This is a genomic window from Novosphingobium sp. BL-S-32 (genome assembly GCF_056857055.1).
This window is the reverse complement of the sequence record NZ_CM166476.1, coordinates 2,337,723-2,356,889: the sequence shown is the minus strand read 5'-3', so window position 1 is coordinate 2,356,889 and position 19,167 is coordinate 2,337,723. Positions and strand designations below refer to the sequence as shown.

Below are 19,167 nucleotides of genomic sequence, written 5' to 3'. Positions count from 1 at the left end.
AACAAGCGGGGTCCCCGCCTTCGGGGAACGACGGAGGTGTTAGGATGAAACCCTCCGCCAGCCGGGCCAAAACCCCGACGAGACGAAGGATTAGAGGAAACTGTTGCAGTGCAACACGGTTTCCCTCTCATGACAGAGCTGATCGACCGCTACGTCGGTGCCCTGCCTGACTGGGCGGCACAAATCCTCATCGCCGTGATTGCCGGTGCCATCGGCGCGGCCATCGCACTGGCCGTGCACTTTGTGTTGTTCCGCATCCTCAGGCGCATCGTCCGCGCGAGCGTGAGCCAGTCCGACGACATCCTCGTCGTCCGCCTTGCCCGGCCGACGCGCTGGGCCTTCGTGGTCATGGGCGTGGTGCTCGCCGCGCGGCAGACCCCGGCCCTCAGCGCGTTCTGGGAGCGGGTCGCGGGCTTCGTCATGCCGCTGCTGGTGGGCTGGATCGCCATCGCCATCCTCCACTCGCTGGTGGAGGCCATGACGCTGCGCGCGGATATCACGGTGGAGGACAACCGCAGCGCCCGGCGGCGGCGGACGCGGCTCGCGATCCTCAGCCGCATCGCCACTTTCGCCATCGTGTTCCTGACGGTGTCGCTGATGCTGTTCTCGATTCCGGGCGTGATGAAGATAGGCGCCACGCTGATGGCCTCGGCAGGGCTGGCCGCACTGGCGGTCGGCGCCGCCGCGCAGCCCGCGCTCAAGGCACTGATCGGCGGTTTCCAGATGGCGCTGACCGAACCGATCTCGATCGACGATGTCGTCGTTCTCGACGGCGAATGGGGCCGCATCGAGGAGATCCGCACAACCTATGTGGTGGTCAATCTCTGGGACCAGCGCCGTCTTGTGGTGCCGACCACGCGGTTTCTGGAGGACACCTTCCAGAACTGGACCAAGACCACGTCGCAGCTTCTCGGCACTGTGATGATCTACCTCGATCCGGGAATCGACGTGGCGCCGCTGCGCGAGGAATATACGCGCGCCGTCACCGCCCACCGCCTCTTCGACGGGCGCGCGCAAGTGCTGCAAGTGACCGACCACAAGGCCGAGGCCATGGAAGTGCGCCTGCTGATGAGCGCGCGCGACGGATCGACGCTGTTCGACCTGCGCTGCGCCATGCGCGAGCACATGCTCGACTGGATCCGCCGCGAGATGCCCGAGGCACTGGTTCGCCGCCGCACCTTGCAAGTGGCGCCGGTGGAACTTGCCCCCGGCCCCGCGCTGGCCGAAGCCGTGGCCGAGTTCGGCGACCGTCGGGCCAATTCGAGTTGAAGCTTAGAGCCGGGTTGCCATGACCCGGTTACGGCCATCCTGCTTGGCCAGGTAAAGCATGTCGTCCACCGCGCGGATGAAGTCGCGCGGATGATCGGCGTCGGTGGGGACAATCGTGCCCGCGCCGATGCTGACGGTGACGCAGTCGCTGCACTCCGATCCCGCGTGGGGCACCTTGAGCCCGGCAATGGCACTCCGGCAGCGTTCGGCAAGGGCCTTGGCCTCTTTCCCACCGGTTTCCGGCAGGAGCAGCACGAACTCTTCGCCGCCGAAACGGGCCACCACGTCGCGCGGGCGGCCACCGGCCTGCTTTAGCGCTTCGGCCACTTCCACCAGGCATTCGTCGCCGGCGACATGGCCATAGTTATCGTTGAACTGCTTGAAGTGGTCGAGATCGAGCAGGACGAGCGAAAGCGGCTGGCCGCCCCGGCAGGCCGCCTTCCACTCGGTGTCGAGGTGCAGATCGAACATGCGCCGGTTGGACACGCCGGTAAGGGCATCCTCGAAGGACAACGTCTCCAGCCGCTTGTGCATGTCGACCAGTTCCTGCTCGGTCTTCTTGCGTTCGGAAATGTCGAACATGAAGCCGATCAGGCTGTCCACCTCGCCGTTTTCCTTGCGCATCACATGAACGACATCGCGGATCCAGACATAGCCGTTGTCCTTCGTCAGCGCGCGATAGTCGGCCTCGTGATCGACGCCCGCCATCGATTGCGAGACGCAGAATTCCACCACCGTCTCGCGGTCCTCGGGATGCATGCGCGCCACCCAGTCGTCGATGGTTTTCCAGCTATCGCGCTGCCAGCCGAGCAGCGGTTCGATCTGCGGGCCGATATAGGCGAACGTCATGGTCGCCCAGTCGATCCGCCAGGGAATCGCCAGTGTCGATTCGAGCAGGGTCTTGTAAACGGCGGGATCGCTGGCGAAGGCATCAGCCTCGGCGGCGGCGCTTGCCTCGTTGGCGGCGGACAGGGTCATGACGGAAATCCTCACGCCGTGGTTAACAGTATATGCCCGAATTACCCTGAGATTATGCCTCTCTCCGTTGCCAGATGGTTAATCGAAAGCGCAGCCGGTCGCACTTTGTGGCCTCAAACCGCGCTCGGGGGCTTGCGGGGCGCAAACGAGTACGGCAGTCGCTGGCGCATGGTCCGTTCCGCAGCCGTCGCTCGCACCCGCAAGGTTCCCGGTATTTTCGTCGCGCTGGCCGCGCTGGCCGGGCCGGCGGCGACCGCGCATGCGGAGCCGGTGCCGACTTGCAGCTACCGCGTGGACGCCACCTTCCCGCACGATCCGGGCGCCTTTACCGAGGGGCTCTTCTATTCCAACGGGCTGCTTTACGAGAGCACCGGGCGCGAGGGCGCCTCGCGCATCGTTGTGCGCACGCTGGAGGATGCCACGCCGGTCACGCAAGCGGCGATCGATCCCTCGCTGTTCGGCGAGGGCATCATCGATTGGAAGGACCAGATCATCAGCCTGACCTGGCGCGGCGGGCAGGGTTTCCGGTGGGACCGCAAGACGCTGAAGCCGGTCGGTTCCTTCAGCTACGAAGGTGAAGGCTGGGGCATGACGCGCAACGGCAATGTCATCTATCAGAGCGATGGATCGTCCAGCCTGCGCCTGCGCGATCCCGCCACCATGCACCAGACCGGCACTCTGGCCGTCACCGCCGATGGCCAACCGGTCGACAACCTCAACGAACTCGAATGGATCGACGGCGAGATCTGGGCGAACGTCTGGATGACCGACCGCATCGCCCGCATCGATCCGGCAACCGGCCATATCAAGGCGTGGGTGGACTTTTCCGGCCTGCGCCGGGGCGACGGCGCGTTCGGCATGGATTCGGTGCTCAACGGTATCGCCTGGGACGCGAAGAAGAAGCGCATTTTCGTGACGGGCAAGAACTGGAACGGGATCTACCAGATCACGCAAGTCTGTCCCTGAGACGTTGTCCGATACTGGACTGGACTGATCCCCGCCTCCGCGGGGATGACGGGAAGTGTTGAGATTAAGGGAAGTGTTGGGATTAAGAGTGCAGGGTGAGCAGGGGGCGGTCGTCACCCCCTGCCCGCTCATCACTCGCCGTGCTTTTTCGGCCGGGTCGGCTCCACCATCCCCGGCGTAATGAAGCCGAGCGGGGCAACTTCCATCGCCCGCTTCTTCAATTCGCCCTTCATGCGCGAATATTCGTCCTCCATCTCCTCGGTCACGGTGGCGCGGCTATCGTCGAGCGCATCCTCGAAGTCGGCCCTGGTCACCGCTTCCACGTCGGCCCCGCGCTTGCGGATGGCGATCAGACCGGCGCGGCGCACCACGTCTTCCAGATCGGCACCGGTAAAGCGCTGGGTGCGCGCGGCGATGTCCTTGAGCGAGACATCGTCCGCCAGCGGCATCTTCGCGGTGTGGATGCCAAGGATATGCACGCGTCCGGCCTCGTCCGGCGTGCCGACATAGACCAGCTCGTCGAAACGCCCGGGTCGCAGCAGCGCCGGGTCGACCAGCGTCGGCCGGTTGGTGGCGCCGATGAGCACTACCGATTGCAGCTCCTCCATCCCGTCCATCTCGGCGAGGATGGTGTTCACCACGCGGCCGGTCACTTGCGGCTCACCCATCGAACCGCTGCCGCGCGCGGGCACGAGGCTGTCGATCTCGTCGATGAAGATGACGCAAGGCGCCACTTGCCGCGCGCGGGCGAAGAGCCGGGCGATCTGCTGCTCGCTTTCGCCATACCACTTCGACAGCAGGTCCGAGGACTTGATCGAGATGAAGTTCGCCTCGGCCTCCTTGGCCACGGCCTTGGCGAGCAGCGTCTTGCCGGTGCCCGGAGGTCCAAAGAGCAGGAAGCCCTTGGCCGGGCGGATGCCCAGCTTGCGGAACGCTTCCGGATTCTTCAGCGGCAGTTCGACGCCTTCCTGAAGCTTGAGCTGCGCCTCGTCGAGCCCGCCGATATCGGACCAGCCGATGTTCGGCACTTGCACCATCACCTCGCGCATCGCCGAAGGCTGGACACGCCGCAGCGCTTCCACGAAGTCCTCGCGTGTGACCTGCAGGCTTTCCAGCAGGTCGGACGGGATCGTCCGCGCCTCAAGGTCGAGCTGCGGCATGATCCGCCGCACCGCCTCGATCGCCGCCTCGCGCGCGAGCGCGGCAATATCGGCGCCGACGAAGCCGTGCGTGGTACGGGCCAATTCCTTCAGGTCTACCTGATCGCCCAGTGGCATGCCGCGCGTGTGGATGCCCAGGATCTCGCGACGGCCGCTCTCGTCCGGCACGCCGATCACGATCTCGCGGTCGAAACGGCCGGGCCGGCGCAGTGCCTCATCAATGGCATCGGGCCGATTGGTGGCGGCGATGACGACCACGTGGGCGCGGCTGTTCAGCCCGTCCATCAGCGTGAGCAGTTGCGCGACAAGGCGCTTCTCCGCCTCGCCGTGGACCTGATCGCGCTTGGGGGCGATGGAGTCGATCTCGTCGATGAAGATGATTGCGGGCGCGGCCTTGGCCGCGGCGTCGAACACCTCGCGCAGCGCCTTCTCGCTGTCGCCATAGCCGGAACCCATGATTTCCGGCCCGTTGATCGAGAAGAAATTCGCCTCGCTCTCGTTGGCGACCGCCTGCGCGAGACGGGTCTTGCCCGTCCCCGGCGGGCCGTGCAGCAGCACGCCCTTGGGCGGCGCCACGCCCAGGCGGGTGAACAGCTCGGGATAGCGCAGGGGCAGCTCCACCATCTCGCGCAATTGGCGGATAGTGTCGCTCATCCCGCCAACGTCATCGTAATTGACGTCGCCGCGCGCCGCTTCGGCTTCCTCGAACAGTTCGCGCAATTCGACTTCGGTGTGCTCGTCGATATGGACGATGCCGCGCGGCGTGGTCGAAACGACATTGAGACGTATCTGCGTCAGTGCGAAAGCCGGCGCATTGAACATGCGGCGCAGTTCGGGCGGAATGTCCGCGACCTGCTGCTGGCCGGTGGTGGCGACGATATCCCCCTGCACCATGCTGCGGCCGAAGAAGTTACGCTTGAGCGCGGCGGACGGGCCCTGCAGGCGCATGTCCTTCTGCGCGGGCGCGAAGACCACGCGCTGCGCGGCGCGCGATTCCGCCTTGCGAACAGTGACATGATCGCCCGAGCCGACTTCGGCATTGACGCGCTGAAGACCGTCGAGGCGGATTACCTGAAGCTCTTCGTCCTCGGGATAGGCCAGGACTGCGCGTGCCACGGTGACGGCCTTGCCGGAGATTTCCAGCACATCGCCTTCCATCGCGCCGATCGCCGAAAGCGACCCGCGCGACAGCCGGGCGATGCCCTGGCCGCTTTCCTCCTGCCGGGCCGCCGCGACTTGCAGCTTGACCACGCGTTCGTCCACCTGAGTTGGGGCTTCCGCCATGAGATTCCTTTCCGGCTCCCGATGCCGATGGGGGGCGCCCGCTTTGCGAAACGGACGCGATGGGAACTTGATCAAGGAACTAGGTATGCGTCTGTCGGATTTCAAACGGGTCAGACACCGGAATGCCGCGCGGAAAACCCGGAGGCGACGGGAAGCGCATCCATTTCGCCCATCTTCGATGGACAAAAAAAGGCCCGGACGTTGCCGACCGGGCCGTGGAAGTTTTGGGAGAGGATGCCTGAAAGGCAAGTTCTGTATGACTTCCCGGCGTCGATTGTGCAAGTGCGAAAGCCCGAAACTGATGTTGCAAATTATGCAATCGCTGTTGCAAACCATCGAACTACACCGCGTAATATCTATAAAATGACGTAATTACTGTGCGTTGCAAAGTGAATCGGGGTTCAACGTCGATGGAAGGGCAATCGGCTGGGCGATGGATCGGGCCACTGCTGCGCCCGTTTTCTGCTGCGCCGCGATATCTCCTCACCCAGGTTAGCAATTTGCGCGGAGTCGGCGCGCCCGTTTCAGGCGGTCGAACCGATTTGGGGGTAATCTTGCCGGACAGAAACGCGCGCCCCCTTTAACGACGCGATAAAACTGGCCGGCCCCGTAGTGACGGAGCCGGCCATGGGTGAATTTGCCGTGAGATTTGCGGGCGATCAGTGTGCGAAAAGCAGGGCCGGCGCCTCGGCATTGGACAGGAAGTAGGCGGTCACGCCGCCGAACAGGAACTCGCGCATGCGGCTCTTGCCATAAGCCCCCATGACCAGCAGTTCGGCGTGGGCCTGTCGCACGGCCACGGCCAGCGTCTCCTCGGTCGAGCCGCGCCGTTCGAGTTCTTCGAGTTCCGCGTGAATGCCGCTGCGCGACAGATAGCGCAGCGCGTCGGTGGCGGGAAAACCGCCGGGCTTTTCCGTCACCGTCACGACTTTCACAAGCTGGCAACTCGCCAACAGCGGGATCGATGCCTTGAGCGCGGCGGCCGATTGCTCGCCGCCGTCCCAGGCAATCACCGCGCGGCGGATCGGCAGGCTCAGCCCGCCCTCGTCCGGCAGCGCCAGCACCGGCGCCCGGGCCGACAAGGCCACATCACCGACAATCCCGCTCGACCGCGAGAGCACCACCAGATCGACCAGCCGCGCCGCCGAAGACAGTGCCGGCACCGGATCGTCCTCGCTGCGCACGACTTCGAAGGGCACGTCACCGCGTGCAAGCCGCGCTTCGATCGCTTCGGCTGCAGCGTCATCATCGGCCCGGGCCTTGTCCAGCGCCTCGCTGATGACATAGCTGCCGCCCATCGGATCCATCGCGATATAACGCGAGACCGGAGTGTCCACGAGGACGGTGACATGACCGCCAAGCAGCCGCGCCAGTTCGAGTGCGGTATCGACGCGCGCGTCGCTTGCGGGCTTGCGGTCGGCGTTCACGAGTATCGAGCGCATGGCATTCCTCCGTCTATCGGATCCACCCTAGTGCGCAGGTATGCAGCCACCATGATCCAGATCAAAGCCCCAATTGCCCCTGCGCATTTTACCGCATCCACCTGAGGGCATGAAGTTTTCAGAGGCCGGTACCGTGGCCGATGCTGTCGATGGAGAGCCGCGCGGCTCGTTCGAACAGGTCCAGCACCACGGCCTCCCGCTCGCGTGTGCGGATCGCTGCTTCGAAGTGGATGCGCCGCGCGGGGCGAGGCAGGATTTCAACCAACGTGCCCACGCAAAGTTCCCCCCGCACCATGATTTCGGGCAGGACCGCCGCGCCCTGCCCGCAAGCGACGATCTCGATCAGCGTGCGCACATTGTTGCAGGTGTTGAACGAGCGCGGCACCGGCCCGCCGGTTTCGAAAGCGGCCATCGTTACCGCATGGAGCGGCGAATGGTCGGGCAGCGACCACACCGGCAAGGGCTGCACGAACCCGCCCGCGGCGGCTACGGCCGGGCTCGCCGCCCAGACCAATTCAACCGCGCCGATCGGTGCGGTGCGGATGCCGGGGCTGGCCACGGGACCGGCGAGAAACACGATATCGCGCGTGCCTGCCAGCAATTGCTGGAGCAGGCGCGCGGTCAGGTCGAGTTCGATCTCCATGGTAACGCCTGGCCGCTCGCGCTCGATGGCGGCGATGAAGCCGGGAAGGCAACTGGCCGCCGCAATCTCGCCCGAGCCGATCCGCACGCTGCCGGTCGCGCCCGCGAAGTCGCTGGCTTCGAGCAGGGCCTGTTCCAGCCCCTGCCGCAGCGGTTCCGCTGCCTCGACCAGTCGCCGCCCTCGCGCGGTCAGCACCATGCGCCGCCCGTCGCGCTGGAACAGTGGTACGCCGAGTTGTTCCTCGATCTCCCGCACGCGGGCTGAGATGGCAGGCTGCGTGGTATTGAGTCTTTGTGCCGCACCTGCGAACGTGCCGAGCCTATCGATCCACATCAGCGTTTCGAGGTGGAAGAGGGCAATGCGTTTCATAATGCCTGATTATCGAATCCGATAAAAAACAATCGCTATTCGTAATGGGATTGGCTGTCTAGGTTCGCTTCCAAACGGGAGAACAGCATGAACAAGATCTACCCCAGCGCCTCTGCCGCGCTGGACGGACTGCTGAAGGACGGCCTGCTGATCGCCGCCGGTGGCTTCGGCCTTTGCGGCATCCCCGAACGCCTGCTCGACGCAGTACGCGATTCGGGCGTGAAGGACCTGACTTTCGCCTCCAACAACGCCGGCATCGACAACGAGGGTATCGGCAAGCTGCTGCGCACCAAGCAGGTTTCGAAGATGATCTCGTCCTACGTGGGCGAGAACAAGGAGTTCGAGCGCCAGTTCCTCTCGGGCGAACTGGAAGTCGAATTCTGCCCGCAAGGCACCCTGGCCGAGCGCATGCGCGCGGGCGGCGCCGGCATTCCGGGCTTCTATACCAAGACCGGCGTCGGCACCCAGATTGCCGAGGGCAAGGAAGTGAAGACCTTCCGGGGCGAGGAATATATCCTTGAGGAAGGCATCTTTGCCGACCTGTCGCTCGTGAAGGCATGGAAGGCGGACGAGACCGGCAACGTCGTGTTCCGCAAGACCGCGCGCAACTTCAACGTGCCCGCCGCCACGTGCGGCAAGGTCTGCGTGGTCGAGGTAGAGGAGATCGTCCCAACCGGCTCGCTCGATCCGGACGGCATTCACCTGCCCGGCGTCTTCGTCCAGCGTCTGGTGTTGGGCGCGCCTTACGACAAGAAGATCGAATTCATGACCACCCGCGAGAAGGAGACCGCCTGATGTCCTGGAGCAGAGACGAAATGGCCGCCCGCGCGGCACAGGAGCTTCAGGACGGGTTTTATGTGAACCTTGGCATCGGCATCCCGACTCTGGTGGCCAACCATGTGCCTTCGGGCATGACGGTGACGCTCCAGTCCGAAAACGGCATGCTCGGCATCGGGCCCTTCCCTTACGCCGATGAAGTCGACGCCGACCTCATCAATGCGGGCAAGCAGACGGTAAGCGAACTGCCGCAATCGGCCTATTTCGACAGTGCCACAAGCTTCGGCATGATCCGCGGCGGGCACATCGATCTGGCCGTGCTGGGCGCGATGGAAATTGCCGAGAACGGAGACATCGCCAACTGGATGATCCCCGGCAAGATGATCAAGGGCATGGGCGGCGCGATGGACCTCGTGGCCGGCGTGAAGAAGATCATCGTGGTGATGGAGCACAACGCCAAGAACGGCGATCCCAAGTTCATCCCGGCCTGCACCCTGCCGCTGACCGGCAAGAACGTGGTCGACATGATCGTCACCGACCTCGCCGTGTTCCAGCGGCCCGACCACCAGAGTCCGTTCAAGCTGATCGAACTCGCTCCGGGCGTGACGCCCGACGAAGTCGCCGCTAAGACCACGGCGCACTACATAACCTGACGCCCGCAAAGGAGAGTTCGGGATGGCTTACACACTGATCACCGCCAATCGGAACTACTCCAGCTGGTCGCTACGGCCATGGGTGCTGATGAAGGCGCTCGGCATCGATTTCACCGATCGGATCGAGCCCTTCACCTCCCCCGCCAATTACGACGCGTTCCGCAGCTTCTCGCCCACCGGGCAAGTTCCCGCGCTGCTCGACGGCGAGCGGACGGTGTGGGATTCGCTCGGCATCACGCTTTATCTGGCAGACCGCCACGCCGGTATCTGGCCGCAGGACGAAGCGGCGCGGGCCTTCGCGCAATGTGCCGTCGCCGAAATGCACGGCGGCTTCTCGGCCCTGCGCAACGATTGCACGATGAACGTCGGCGTACGCGTGCGCCCCAAGACGATGCGCCCGGCGCTGGTGCGTGACGTCGCCCGCCTGCGCGAGATTTTCAGCGAAGGCCTGTCGCGCTTCGGCGGCCCTTGGCTGGCAGGCGAAAGCTTCACTGCGCTGGACGCTTTCTTCGCGCCCGTGGCCTATCGCATCCGCACGTATGGCCTTGATGTCGGCACGTGCCAGACCTGGGTCGATACCGTGCTCGATCACCCGGCGATGAAGCAGTGGGAAGCCGAAGCCCTCGCCGAAACATGGCGCGAGGAGGGGCACGAAGCCGAACTGGCCGAGTGCGGCGACATCATCGCCGACTATCGATCCGCTGCTGGGGCCTGATCGCAACGGGGGTCGACGCGCTTCGCCGGGGCGATCCTATTTCCTATGCCGATGATCTCGAATGGATTTCGTCCATAACCGGGCAACCGTCGTGAACGCGGCGTCTTGCCCGCGTCATCGAGCTGGCGCAGTCTCCCGCACCAAACCACCCGATCGTTTCCAAGGGAGAATCCCCGCATGACCGAGATCGCCGCTATCCCGCTGACCCGCATCGACGGCAGCACCGACAGCCTTGCCAATCATGAGGGCAAAGTGCTGCTGGTGGTCAACGTCGCCTCCAAGTGCGGGCTCACGCCGCAGTACGAGGGCCTCGAAAAGCTCTACGAAGAGTACAAGGGCAAGGGCTTCGAAGTGCTCGGCTTCCCGGCCAACGACTTCGGCGCGCAGGAGCCCGGCACGAACGAGGAAATCGTCGAGTTCTGCCAGCTCAATTACGGCGTCTCGTTCCCGTTGTTCACCAAGGCGGACGTTACCGGCGAAGCCAAGCAGCCGCTCTATGCCGCGCTGACCGATGCCATCCCGACCAAGCAGGGCGATGTCGAATCGATGAAGGAGCGCTTCAAGGGTTACGGCATGACGCCCAACGACGATCCCGAAGTGCTGTGGAACTTCGAAAAGTTTCTGATCGCGCGTGACGGCTCGGTTGTCGGTCGTTTCGCGCCGGGCACGGCGCCGCAGGATCCACTGCTGGTGGACGCGATTCAGGCCGAATTGGCGAAGTAAGCCACTACCGCTTCAAATTGGCGCCGTCCCTGCGAATGCAGGGGCGGCGCTTTCGCGTGGATCAGTCCGCGCCGGTCGCCACCGGGCGTGTGGGATCGGCAATCCACTCGCTCCACGAACCCGGGTAGAGTTGGGCTCCAGCAAGCCCCGCATGCGCCATGGCGAGCGCGTTGTGGCACGCGGTCACGCCCGAGCCGCAGGACAGGATCGCCGGCTTTCCGCCCAGCAACGCGGCGAATTCGCTCGCCAGCTCATCCGCCGCGCGGAAGCGTCCATCCGAGCCAAGATTGTCACGGAAGAAGCGATTGCGGGCGCCGGGAACATGCCCTGCCACCGGATCGAGCGGATTGGGATCGCCCCGGAAACGCGACGGATCGCGCGCATCGAGCACTTGCGCGGCCCCGACCTCGATATTCGCCAGCACATCGCCGGCACTCACAGGTGCCGCCACCAGCGCATCACCGGCGACAAAGTCTCCCAGCCTCGCGGGGGCGGGTTCTCCGCTCTCCAGCGGCAGTCCCGCTGCGGTCCAGGCCTGCTTACCGCCATCGAGCACGGCAACCGGCGCATGGCCCATCCAGCGCAGCAGCCACCACGCCCGCGCCGCCCAGGCACCGCCGTTTGAATCGCAGGCGACCACCTGCTGGCCCTGCCGCAGCCCCACCGAACGCAGGTAGGCCGCAAAAGCCACGCGCGAAGGGAGCGGATGACGACCGTTCCGCCCGTCCGGAGGAGAGGCAAGGTCATCGTCGAGATGAGCATAACGCGCGCCCGGCAAATGCCCGGCGCGATAGGCCTCGCGGCCCTTGTCCGGCATGCCCAGTTCGAATTCGCAATCGAGAATCAGCACGTCCTCGCCCGCGGCGAGCAGCGCGTGAAGATCGGCAACCGCGATCAGCGTTTCATAAGCCATGGCGTAGCTTAGCCGAGCAGGCGGGCGAAAAGGAATTCCTCGTCGCGCTGTTCGCCGACCATGAAGTGGATGTCGGCCACTTTGGCAAAGCCGTAGCGGCCATAGAACTTCTGCGCGCCGTCATTGCCGCTCCAGACCGAGAGCTGGATCTCGTCCGCGCCGTGATCCCGCGCCGTATCGAGCGCCCAGTCCATCAACCGCGCGCCGATGCCGCGGCCGGTCACGTCCGGGTCGGTATAGAGCTGCTTGAGTTCGATCACCCGCGCACCGCGCGCATGCTCGGCCCAGCCGCAAGTCATGACCAGCTTGCAGAAGCCAAGCAATTGCCCGTCCGCCTCAGCCAGCATCACCCGCATCGCCGGATCGGCGATTTCCTTGGCGATCTTGGCCTCGCTATGCGATTCGGCCAGGAAGTTCGACAGGTCTTCCGGGCGGTACATGTCCCCGAACTTGACGATGAAGCTGCGGGCACCGAGTTCGGCCAATGCGGCGGCGTCGGCCGGAGTGGCGAGGCGCAGGTTCAAAGTGGCGTCCATCACAGTTCTTTCGTCATGCAAATCGAGAAATCGTCGGAAACATAGTCCCCGAATGGCGGGCATTCGCTGAAGCCATGCGCGCGGTAAAGGCCCTGCGCGGGGTGGAACGGTTCGGGCTTGCCGGTCTCCAGGCTGACCCGAGTGTAACCGCGTGCCCGGGCCTCTTCCAGCAGGTGCAGCAGCAGCGCCTTGCCCACGCCCTTGCCCCGATATTCGGGCGCCGCGCGCATCGACTTCAGCTTGCCGTGGCCCGCATCGAGGTGCTTGATCGCGCCGCATCCGGCCAGGTGCTCGCCATCCCAGGCCGAGAAGAACGTCACGTCCTTCTGCCGCAGGCGCTCGGCGGGCATGGCGTGGACGCTCTCAGGCGGGGACCACTTGTGCATCTCATCAAGGTGGAACTGGAGCAGGTCCAGCACCGCCCGACCCGTCAGGTCATCCTCGACGATGGTCAATGCGAGCGTCAACGCGGATCCCCGGAATGCTTGTCGGCCTTGCGGCGGCCCATGCGCATGCCCGCTTCGAGCCGGGCACGCAACTGGGTGTAATAGGCTTCCAGGAAGGCGTGCTCGTCATTCCAGCCATCGTTGCGGCCGATCTTGTGGGCGATCGTCTGGTAGACGCTTTCCGTCGCCGGAGCCCGCTTCTCGCGCAGCACGCGTTCCAGCGCCTGAAGCTCGTATTCGCCGTAGACCGCCAGTTCCGCCTCGGAAAAGCGGTATTCGCGCTGCGGCGCGGCGCCGAAATGCGCGTCCTCGTCCGGGTGCATCGCAGTGCCGACCGACAGCGCCGCCTCCAGCTTGCGGCGCGGCCGTTCGACCACCCACGATCCGGCAATCACGTCGCCCGCGCGCAAGCTGTCGCGGTTGAACAGCGGGAACAGCAGGAAGATCGCAAACCAGCCCGCCGCCGCCAGCCAACCGAGACCGCTGGCAACCCCGGCCATGGCAATGAACACGATCGGCAGGAACAGTTCGACATCCCGCAGCAGGTTGCGCGCGATCACCATTTCCGCCGTCAGCCGTCCGCCATCGCGCGCGGCGATGCGGATACCGGCCAGCCGCTTGCCCGGCGTCGCGCCGCGCGGGCCCAGCTCGAAGAACAGGAAATAGGCATTGCGCAGCAGGAACATGGCAATGATCCACAGGACCGCCAGAAACTGCATGGCATGGCCCGCCGCATTGTTCTGGCTGACCGTGTGGTCGACTTTCTCCAACCCGCCGGCGACCGACGCGAGGATCAGCGACATCCCGACAATTACCAGGATAATGACGATGAAATCGAGGATCAGCGCCCCCAGTCGCGAGCCCCGGCTGGCGACGGTGATCGGCAGCGTGATCCCTTCCGGCGTCACCAGCAGACGATCGCGCGACGATCCGCGATGGCGCGAGGGCGAGCGGCTCATGCCCGGCGCACTCCGGCATGATTGCCGCGGAATGCGAAGAAATAGGCGCACCAGAGGGTCAGCATGAAACCGCCGATGACGAAGCGTCCGAACGTCTGGTCCACCAATTGCCGCGCGAAGCCTTCCAGCAGTGCGGCAACCATCAGCATCAGCACCACCCCGGTCATGACCACGGCCGCGCGGCACCCTGCCTCGGACGCCGCCTGAAGCACCGGACGGTTGCCGGGAAAGGCGATCGAGCGGCCCACGTGGAGCCCGGCCGCGCCCGCCAGCAGGATCGCGAACAGCTCGGTCGTCCCGTGCACCGCCAGCCAGCCGATGAAGTCCACCAGCAGGCCCTGCCCATGGAACAGCCAGAGCATCGCGCCCAGCGAAGCGGTGTTCTGCACCAGCAGCAGCAGCGTCGGCACGCCCAGCGCAAAGCCGAAGGCGAAGGCCATGATCGAGACCTGGGCATTGTTGCTGAACAGGCCCGCGGCAAACACGCTCATGCCCGATTGCCCGGAATTCCCGAAGATCGCCCCGTGCAGCACCTCACGCGTGGCGCCGGGTACGCGGTTGCCCGCCATTCCCGGCGAGACCATGGCGAAATACCATTCGGTATCGTGCGCGACCAGCAGCCAGCCAACCACCGTGCCTGCCACCATGACGGCAAACGCGATCAGCACATCGACCCAGATCGACCGCACCGCCGCGCTCAAGCCGCCGCCCAGGAAGCCGCGCAGCCAGTCCCATAGAGACGAGCGCGGACCGTAGACCACGAACCAGGCCCGCTGCACCAGCGCTTCGAGATAGGCGAGCGTCGCCGCGTCGAGCGAGGTTTCGCGCGCGATCGACAGGCTGGAGGCGACCGTGCGGTAGAGCCCGGGCAGTGCCAGCAGATCCTCGTCGGAAAGGCGGCGCAACCGCCCCTTCTCCATCCGCGTGACGATGGCTTCAAGCCGCTGCCAGTCAGCCTCCCGCTCCAGCCGGAAGCGGTCCGAGCGCAGCGCCGCGCGGGCGATTGCGGTGGCTTCGGTCGATGGGGCGTTCATCCGATGGATCCTGCGCGCTTGATGGCGAGATAGGCGTCGATCAGCCGGGTGCCGATACTGGCATGGGAAGCCTCGATCACCTCGACCCCGAGCTGGCGCAACTGGCGCGTTACCAGCGCGCGCTGGCGTAGCAGCAGATCGGCCGAGACCGCCATCGACAGCGTCTCCATGTCATCGGGTGCGGCGGCCGAAATGCCCTCCAGCTCCTCGTCGGCAATGGTGACGAACAGCACGAGATGGCGCGCGACCAGCCGCCCGATCGATTCGATCATGAGCTGCGCGCTCGTCGGGTCGGTGAATTCGGAAAAGACCACGATCAGCGAGCGGCGCTCCAGTCGCGCGGCCAAAGTCGCCAGCGCCAGCGTGAAATTGGGCTCTTCCGAGCGGTATTCGAGCCCGGCGGCGGCGCGCTGGAGGCGGTGGAAATCGCGCGAGGCGGCGATGAACGGCGTGGAGACTTCGGGCTTCGAGGCAAAGCCGAACAGCGCCACCCGGTCCCCGCCCTTCAGCGCGACGTAGCCGGTAGCCAGCGCCGCCGAAACGGCGCGGTCAAGGCGGGGCATCCCGTCCACCGGCTCGCACATCGACTGGCCGCAGTCGAACGCGAAGACGATCTGGTTGTTGCGCTCGACCTCGTATTCCTTGGCATAGAGGTGGACGTGGCGCGCCGACGATTTCCAGTCGATCCGGCGGCGGTCCATGCCCGGTTCGTATTCGGCGAGCGCTTCGAACTGCGTGCCCTCACCCCGGATGCGCCGCGCGAGCACGCCGAACTGCGCGTCCTTCAGCAGGATCTGCAAGGCCGGCGAGCGCACGGCGGAAACATTGGGCCAGACCCGCACCTCCTCATCGAGATCACCCGCCAGCTGCCGCGCGCCAAGCCCGAGCGGGCCGGTCCAGCGCAGCCAGCTGCGGCTGACCTTGCCGGTGCCCCGGCGCGAGGGGCGGAACGCCAGATCCCCGCGCCAGCCCGTTTCGCCCCGCGCCAAGGCGAACGTCGCGCGCCCGCCGGCAACCAGCCGGGGATCGCAGGCCAGTGCGACATCGACGCGCGAGGCACGTCCGCCCCGCAGCACGACCTCCGCCGCCAGCGAGGCCTCCGCCCCCACTTCGACATCGCCCGGCACGGTCACGCGGAACTGCTCGGCCCGTCCGGCCAGCAGCGCATCGACGAAGACCAGTGCGAAAACCGCGAGCCCGACGATCGGCGCCGCAATCCATGCCTCCGGCCGCGTCGAACCGATCACCAGCGCGACCGGCGCCGCCAGCGCCAGCAGCGCGGCGGCGCGCACGGTCGGAACCATGGGGGCGAAACGCAGGCTCATCGGGTCAGCGCGGTGCCTCGGTCTGCTCGACAAGGTAGGATACGAGCGCCTCGACCTGCTTGCCCTCGATCTCGGCCGCCGGGCTCAGCAGCAGGCGGTGGCGCAGCACGCTGGGCGCCAGCGCCTTGACGTCGTCGGGCACCACGTAGTCGCGGCCGTCGAGCGCGGCGCGGGCACGGGCAGCGCCGGCCAGCAACACTGCCGCGCGCGGGGAGGCACCGCCAGCAAGGTCCGGGCTCTCCCGCGTGGCACGCACGAGGCGCACGACATAATCGGTCACGCTCTCGGCCAGCTTCACTTGCGACACCGTGCGCGAGGCGGCATCGAGCAGGGCCCGGTTCGCCACCGCCGTCACGCCGCATTCGGCCGGAGTGGGCGCGCCGCGATTTTCGCCGAAGCGCGCGACGATCCGTCGCTCTTCCTCAAGACTGGGATAGGCGACGTCGAGCTTGAACAGAAAGCGGTCGAGCTGCGCTTCGGGTAGCGGATAGACTCCCTGGCTCTCGATCGGGTTCTGCGTCGCCACCACCATGAACTGCGCGGGAAGTGCATGCGCGGTGCCGTCAAGCGTCACGCGGCGCTCCTGCATCGCTTCGAGCAGCGCGGCCTGGGTCTTGGGCGGCGTGCGGTTGATTTCGTCCGCCAGCAGCAGATCGCAGAAGATCGGGCCGCGCGTCAGCGTGAACTGGCTGGTCTGGAAGTTGAACAGGTTCGAGCCGAGGATGTCGCCCGGCATCAGGTCCGGCGTGAACTGGATGCGCCCGAAATCGAGCCCCAGCGCCGCCGCGAAGCACTGCGAGAGAAACGTCTTGGCCGTGCCCGGAGGCCCTTCGAGCAATACGTGGCCGCGCGCCAGCAGCGCGATCAGCATATGCTCCACAACCTCGCGCTGACCGACCACCGCCTTGGCGATCTCCTCGCGAATGTCGGCCGCGAGCGCGGCGACCTGCGCAAGGTCGCCCTCGAAACCAAGGGTCTGGGCATCGGTCATCGGGTCAGCATCCTTTCGAGCGCGTGGAGATCGCGCGCAGCCTTGACGAGGTCTTGCGGACGCCGGGCCTGCCTGAGGCGCGCGGCGATCGCGGAAAAGGGTTCGGCAGCAGGATCGCGCGAGGCCAGCGCGCGGTCGATCGCGGCATCGGCGTCCGGTCCGTCAAGCGTGCGCGGCAGCGCCAACGCCCGGACCAGCCGCTCGCGGGCATGGTCCGCATAGGGCCGCGCGATCAGGTGCAGGCGCCCGGTGCGGCGCACCAGTCCCGCCGCATTGGCGACCAGCGCGCGCTTGCCGAAAGCAATGGCCCGGCCCTCCGCAAGCGGCGGTCCGAACCGCAGGAAGGCGCGCCAGCCGAGCACCAGCGCGGCCAGCAGCAGGCACAGCGTCGCCGCCAGGAACGGCGGCGTGAACGCCAGCGTCAGCAGGTTCTGCGCATTGCCGAAGCCGTTAAGAGTAAGATCGAAGGTGATCGTATCGCCGGGCCGCGCCCCGCTCGCCGCCACCAGCGCGTCAATCAGCCGCGCCGAATTCTGGTCGGCCATGCCCCAGTTGTTGACGAGATCGGGGTCGAAAACCATCACGATCGGCTGGAGACGGTCCTGCGGATCCACATCGTCCGGGGCGACCCCGGCGACCTGCTCCAGCACCGGATAGTGGCCGCCGTCTGCCATGAATCCGGCAAGGATATTCCCATCGCCATCGCGTACCAGCGGCACCAGATCGCGGCCCTTGCCCCACAGCACGGGCTGGCGACCGGGCAAGGCGCCCTGAACGCCCATCCCGCTCCAGCGCACGCGCGCACCGTGCGGATCGGTCGGGTTCAGGCCGACGGTAAGGTCGTCGAGGAAGCCCCTCCATTCGGGCGGCCTCGGCCCGGCGAGATTGACCCAGCCCGTCTTCGCGCCCTTCTGCTGCTGTTCGCGCGACGCGGCGAAAGCGAACCACTTGGGCGAGATCACCAGCGTCGGCCCAACGTAGCGCCGCCGCGAGACGATCTTGTCGATCTCCTTGCCGCTGGCGAATGCCGGCGGCGTCAGCACCAGCAGGCCCGGCTTGTCCAGCGCCCCCTCGTTGCGGGAGCGGCGCACCACATAGCCGCGCCGTTCGAGGTATGTGGCCATCGCCGCATAGCCGTTGAGGCCGCGTCCCTCGGCATGGGCCTGTCCGTCATTGGTCTCGCCGAAACCGGTTCCGGTGCCGATCATCCACAGCAACGCAACGAAGAGAGCGCAGCCGAGCAGGACCACGGCCAGCACCGACCAGCGCGAGAACGGATTGGCGCCCACCGCGACGGTTCCGGAAGGGAGGTCGCCGTTCATGCTGTGAGCCTGATCTGGGCGAATTCGGCATAGGCCCCGCGCGCGGCGGCCCAGTCCTGCGCGTTGAGGTCACGCAGTGCAAAGCGGCTGCGCTCGACGCGCTGCGCGATCGTGGCGAAAGCGTTGCGCCCGGTTTCGGGCAAGGCGGGAAGCGTCGCGATCTCGCGCGCGGTGCTGGCCGGGTGGAGCCATTCGGGCCGGGTCGCGCGGATCTGCTGGACGCTGCGGCGAAGCAGGAGATGCGTCGCCTCCGCAAACTGGCCCTCGGCGGCCAGCCGGTCGGCATCGCCAAGCAGGGCCATGGCCTCGTCCCGGTCGGGCAGCCAAGCTTCCGCCGGATCCTCCGCGCTTTTGGCCGGGCGCTGCAACAGTGGGCCCAGCAAGCGCCACAGCACGAACAGCACCAGCAGAACGGCAAGGCCGATCAGGACATATTGGAACACCGGCCACGATATGCCGAGCAGCCGGCCGATCGGTCCGAGCAGGGCTTCAAGCCATTCACCCAGCACACGCAGCCATCCGGGCATGTGCACGGGCGGCGCGGGGACCTTCGGGAGCGGCGCGTATTGGATATCGGCCGCGCCCCGCACGGCTTCCCAGTCGCTCGCCGCGTCCCGGGATGCGGTTGCACCCGCCATTTGAGCCCCACCATCTGCCACGGC

General features: G+C 66.1%; 19 protein-coding genes. 6 read left to right on the top strand and 13 right to left on the bottom strand.

The genetic code is table 11. The annotated features are described in order from the left end of the window. The first annotated feature begins 129 nt into the window (after nt 1-129). Nucleotides 130-1,269 (top strand): mechanosensitive ion channel family protein, encoded by a 1,140-nt coding sequence (locus AC1VVK_RS11025; protein ID WP_482903011.1) that lies wholly within the window; start codon nt 130-132, stop codon nt 1,267-1,269. 3 nt (nt 1,270-1,272) lie between these two features. Here the strand turns inward: AC1VVK_RS11025 and AC1VVK_RS11020 are convergent, their stop codons facing one another. Beyond that, nucleotides 1,273-2,247, bottom strand: a complete 975-nt coding sequence (locus AC1VVK_RS11020; RefSeq protein ID WP_482903010.1) for a GGDEF domain-containing protein — start codon at nt 2,245-2,247, stop codon at nt 1,273-1,275. A 168-nt stretch (nt 2,248-2,415) separates the two neighbouring features. On the opposite strand from AC1VVK_RS11020, the gene AC1VVK_RS11015 reads away from it, so the two are divergent. Further along, nucleotides 2,416-3,213 carry a glutaminyl-peptide cyclotransferase gene (locus AC1VVK_RS11015; RefSeq protein WP_482903009.1) on the top strand — a complete coding sequence of 266 codons (798 nt, stop codon included), beginning with the start codon at nt 2,416-2,418 and terminating at the stop codon, nt 3,211-3,213. Nucleotides 3,214-3,344: 131 nt separating this feature from the next. Here AC1VVK_RS11015 and AC1VVK_RS11010 read toward each other — a convergent pair whose 3' ends face one another. The 3 genes from AC1VVK_RS11010 to AC1VVK_RS11000 form a co-directional block, all read right to left on the bottom strand. After that, on the bottom strand, nt 3,345-5,657 hold the full coding sequence (locus tag AC1VVK_RS11010) for a CDC48 family AAA ATPase (RefSeq protein ID WP_482903008.1): 2,313 nt from the start codon (nt 5,655-5,657) through the stop codon (nt 3,345-3,347). A 659-nt stretch (nt 5,658-6,316) separates the two neighbouring features. Next, nucleotides 6,317-7,099, bottom strand: coding sequence for a universal stress protein (locus tag AC1VVK_RS11005; protein WP_132388061.1), 783 nt, complete (start codon nt 7,097-7,099; stop codon nt 6,317-6,319). A 118-nt stretch (nt 7,100-7,217) separates the two neighbouring features. After that, nucleotides 7,218-8,111 (bottom strand): LysR family transcriptional regulator, encoded by an 894-nt coding sequence (locus AC1VVK_RS11000; RefSeq protein ID WP_482903007.1) that lies wholly within the window; start codon nt 8,109-8,111, stop codon nt 7,218-7,220. Between the two features lie 87 nt (nt 8,112-8,198). Here AC1VVK_RS11000 and AC1VVK_RS10995 point away from each other — a divergent pair, with 87 nt between their 5' ends. The 4 genes from AC1VVK_RS10995 (at nt 8,199) to AC1VVK_RS10980 (ending at nt 10,979) form a co-directional block, all read left to right on the top strand. Further along, nucleotides 8,199-8,906: a CoA transferase subunit A gene (locus AC1VVK_RS10995; RefSeq protein ID WP_482903006.1), complete on the top strand. Its 708-nt coding sequence runs from the start codon at nt 8,199-8,201 to the stop codon at nt 8,904-8,906. Continuing rightward, nucleotides 8,906-9,541, top strand: coding sequence for a CoA transferase subunit B (locus AC1VVK_RS10990; protein ID WP_482903005.1), 636 nt, complete (start codon nt 8,906-8,908; stop codon nt 9,539-9,541). The genes AC1VVK_RS10995 and AC1VVK_RS10990 overlap by 1 nt, the downstream gene beginning before the upstream one ends. Nucleotides 9,542-9,563: 22 nt before the next feature. Beyond that, entirely contained in the window at nt 9,564-10,256 is a 693-nt protein-coding gene (locus AC1VVK_RS10985; RefSeq protein ID WP_482903004.1) for a glutathione S-transferase family protein, read from the top strand. Nucleotides 10,257-10,433: 177 nt separating this feature from the next. Further along, nucleotides 10,434-10,979, top strand: a complete 546-nt coding sequence (locus tag AC1VVK_RS10980) for a glutathione peroxidase (RefSeq protein WP_482903003.1) — start codon at nt 10,434-10,436, stop codon at nt 10,977-10,979. 61 nt (nt 10,980-11,040) lie between these two features. On the opposite strand, the gene AC1VVK_RS10975 is transcribed toward AC1VVK_RS10980, so the two are convergent. From AC1VVK_RS10975 to AC1VVK_RS10935, 9 genes are read right to left on the bottom strand one after another with little or no spacing between them, the layout of a single operon-like run. Beyond that, entirely contained in the window at nt 11,041-11,892 is an 852-nt protein-coding gene (locus tag AC1VVK_RS10975) for a sulfurtransferase (protein WP_482903002.1), read from the bottom strand. Between the two features lie 8 nt (nt 11,893-11,900). Then, nucleotides 11,901-12,428, bottom strand: a complete 528-nt coding sequence (locus tag AC1VVK_RS10970; RefSeq protein ID WP_243652572.1) for a GNAT family N-acetyltransferase — start codon at nt 12,426-12,428, stop codon at nt 11,901-11,903. Further along, on the bottom strand, nt 12,428-12,895 hold the full coding sequence (locus AC1VVK_RS10965) for a GNAT family N-acetyltransferase (RefSeq protein WP_482903001.1): 468 nt from the start codon (nt 12,893-12,895) through the stop codon (nt 12,428-12,430). The genes AC1VVK_RS10970 and AC1VVK_RS10965 overlap by 1 nt, the downstream gene beginning before the upstream one ends. Then, the gene (locus AC1VVK_RS10960) at nt 12,892-13,833 is read right to left on the bottom strand and encodes an RDD family protein (protein WP_482903000.1); all 942 of its coding nucleotides are present in this window, start codon (nt 13,831-13,833) and stop codon (nt 12,892-12,894) included. The genes AC1VVK_RS10965 and AC1VVK_RS10960 overlap by 4 nt, the downstream gene beginning before the upstream one ends. Beyond that, the gene (locus tag AC1VVK_RS10955; RefSeq protein WP_482902999.1) at nt 13,830-14,867 is read right to left on the bottom strand and encodes a stage II sporulation protein M; all 1,038 of its coding nucleotides are present in this window, start codon (nt 14,865-14,867) and stop codon (nt 13,830-13,832) included. Before AC1VVK_RS10955 ends, AC1VVK_RS10960 begins: the two co-directional genes overlap by 4 nt. After that, a complete protein-coding gene (locus AC1VVK_RS10950) occupies nt 14,864-16,192 on the bottom strand; it encodes a DUF58 domain-containing protein (RefSeq protein ID WP_482902998.1) in 1,329 nt (442 codons plus the stop codon). Before AC1VVK_RS10950 ends, AC1VVK_RS10955 begins: the two co-directional genes overlap by 4 nt. A 4-nt stretch (nt 16,193-16,196) precedes the next feature. Continuing rightward, nucleotides 16,197-17,183 (bottom strand): AAA family ATPase, encoded by a 987-nt coding sequence (locus AC1VVK_RS10945; protein ID WP_482902997.1) that lies wholly within the window; start codon nt 17,181-17,183, stop codon nt 16,197-16,199. Beyond that, nucleotides 17,180-18,505: a DUF4350 domain-containing protein gene (locus AC1VVK_RS10940; RefSeq protein WP_482902996.1), complete on the bottom strand. Its 1,326-nt coding sequence runs from the start codon at nt 18,503-18,505 to the stop codon at nt 17,180-17,182. Before AC1VVK_RS10940 ends, AC1VVK_RS10945 begins: the two co-directional genes overlap by 4 nt. Then, nucleotides 18,502-19,143 (bottom strand): hypothetical protein, encoded by a 642-nt coding sequence (locus tag AC1VVK_RS10935; RefSeq protein WP_482902995.1) that lies wholly within the window; start codon nt 19,141-19,143, stop codon nt 18,502-18,504. Before AC1VVK_RS10935 ends, AC1VVK_RS10940 begins: the two co-directional genes overlap by 4 nt. Nucleotides 19,144-19,167: the final 24 nt, after the last annotated feature.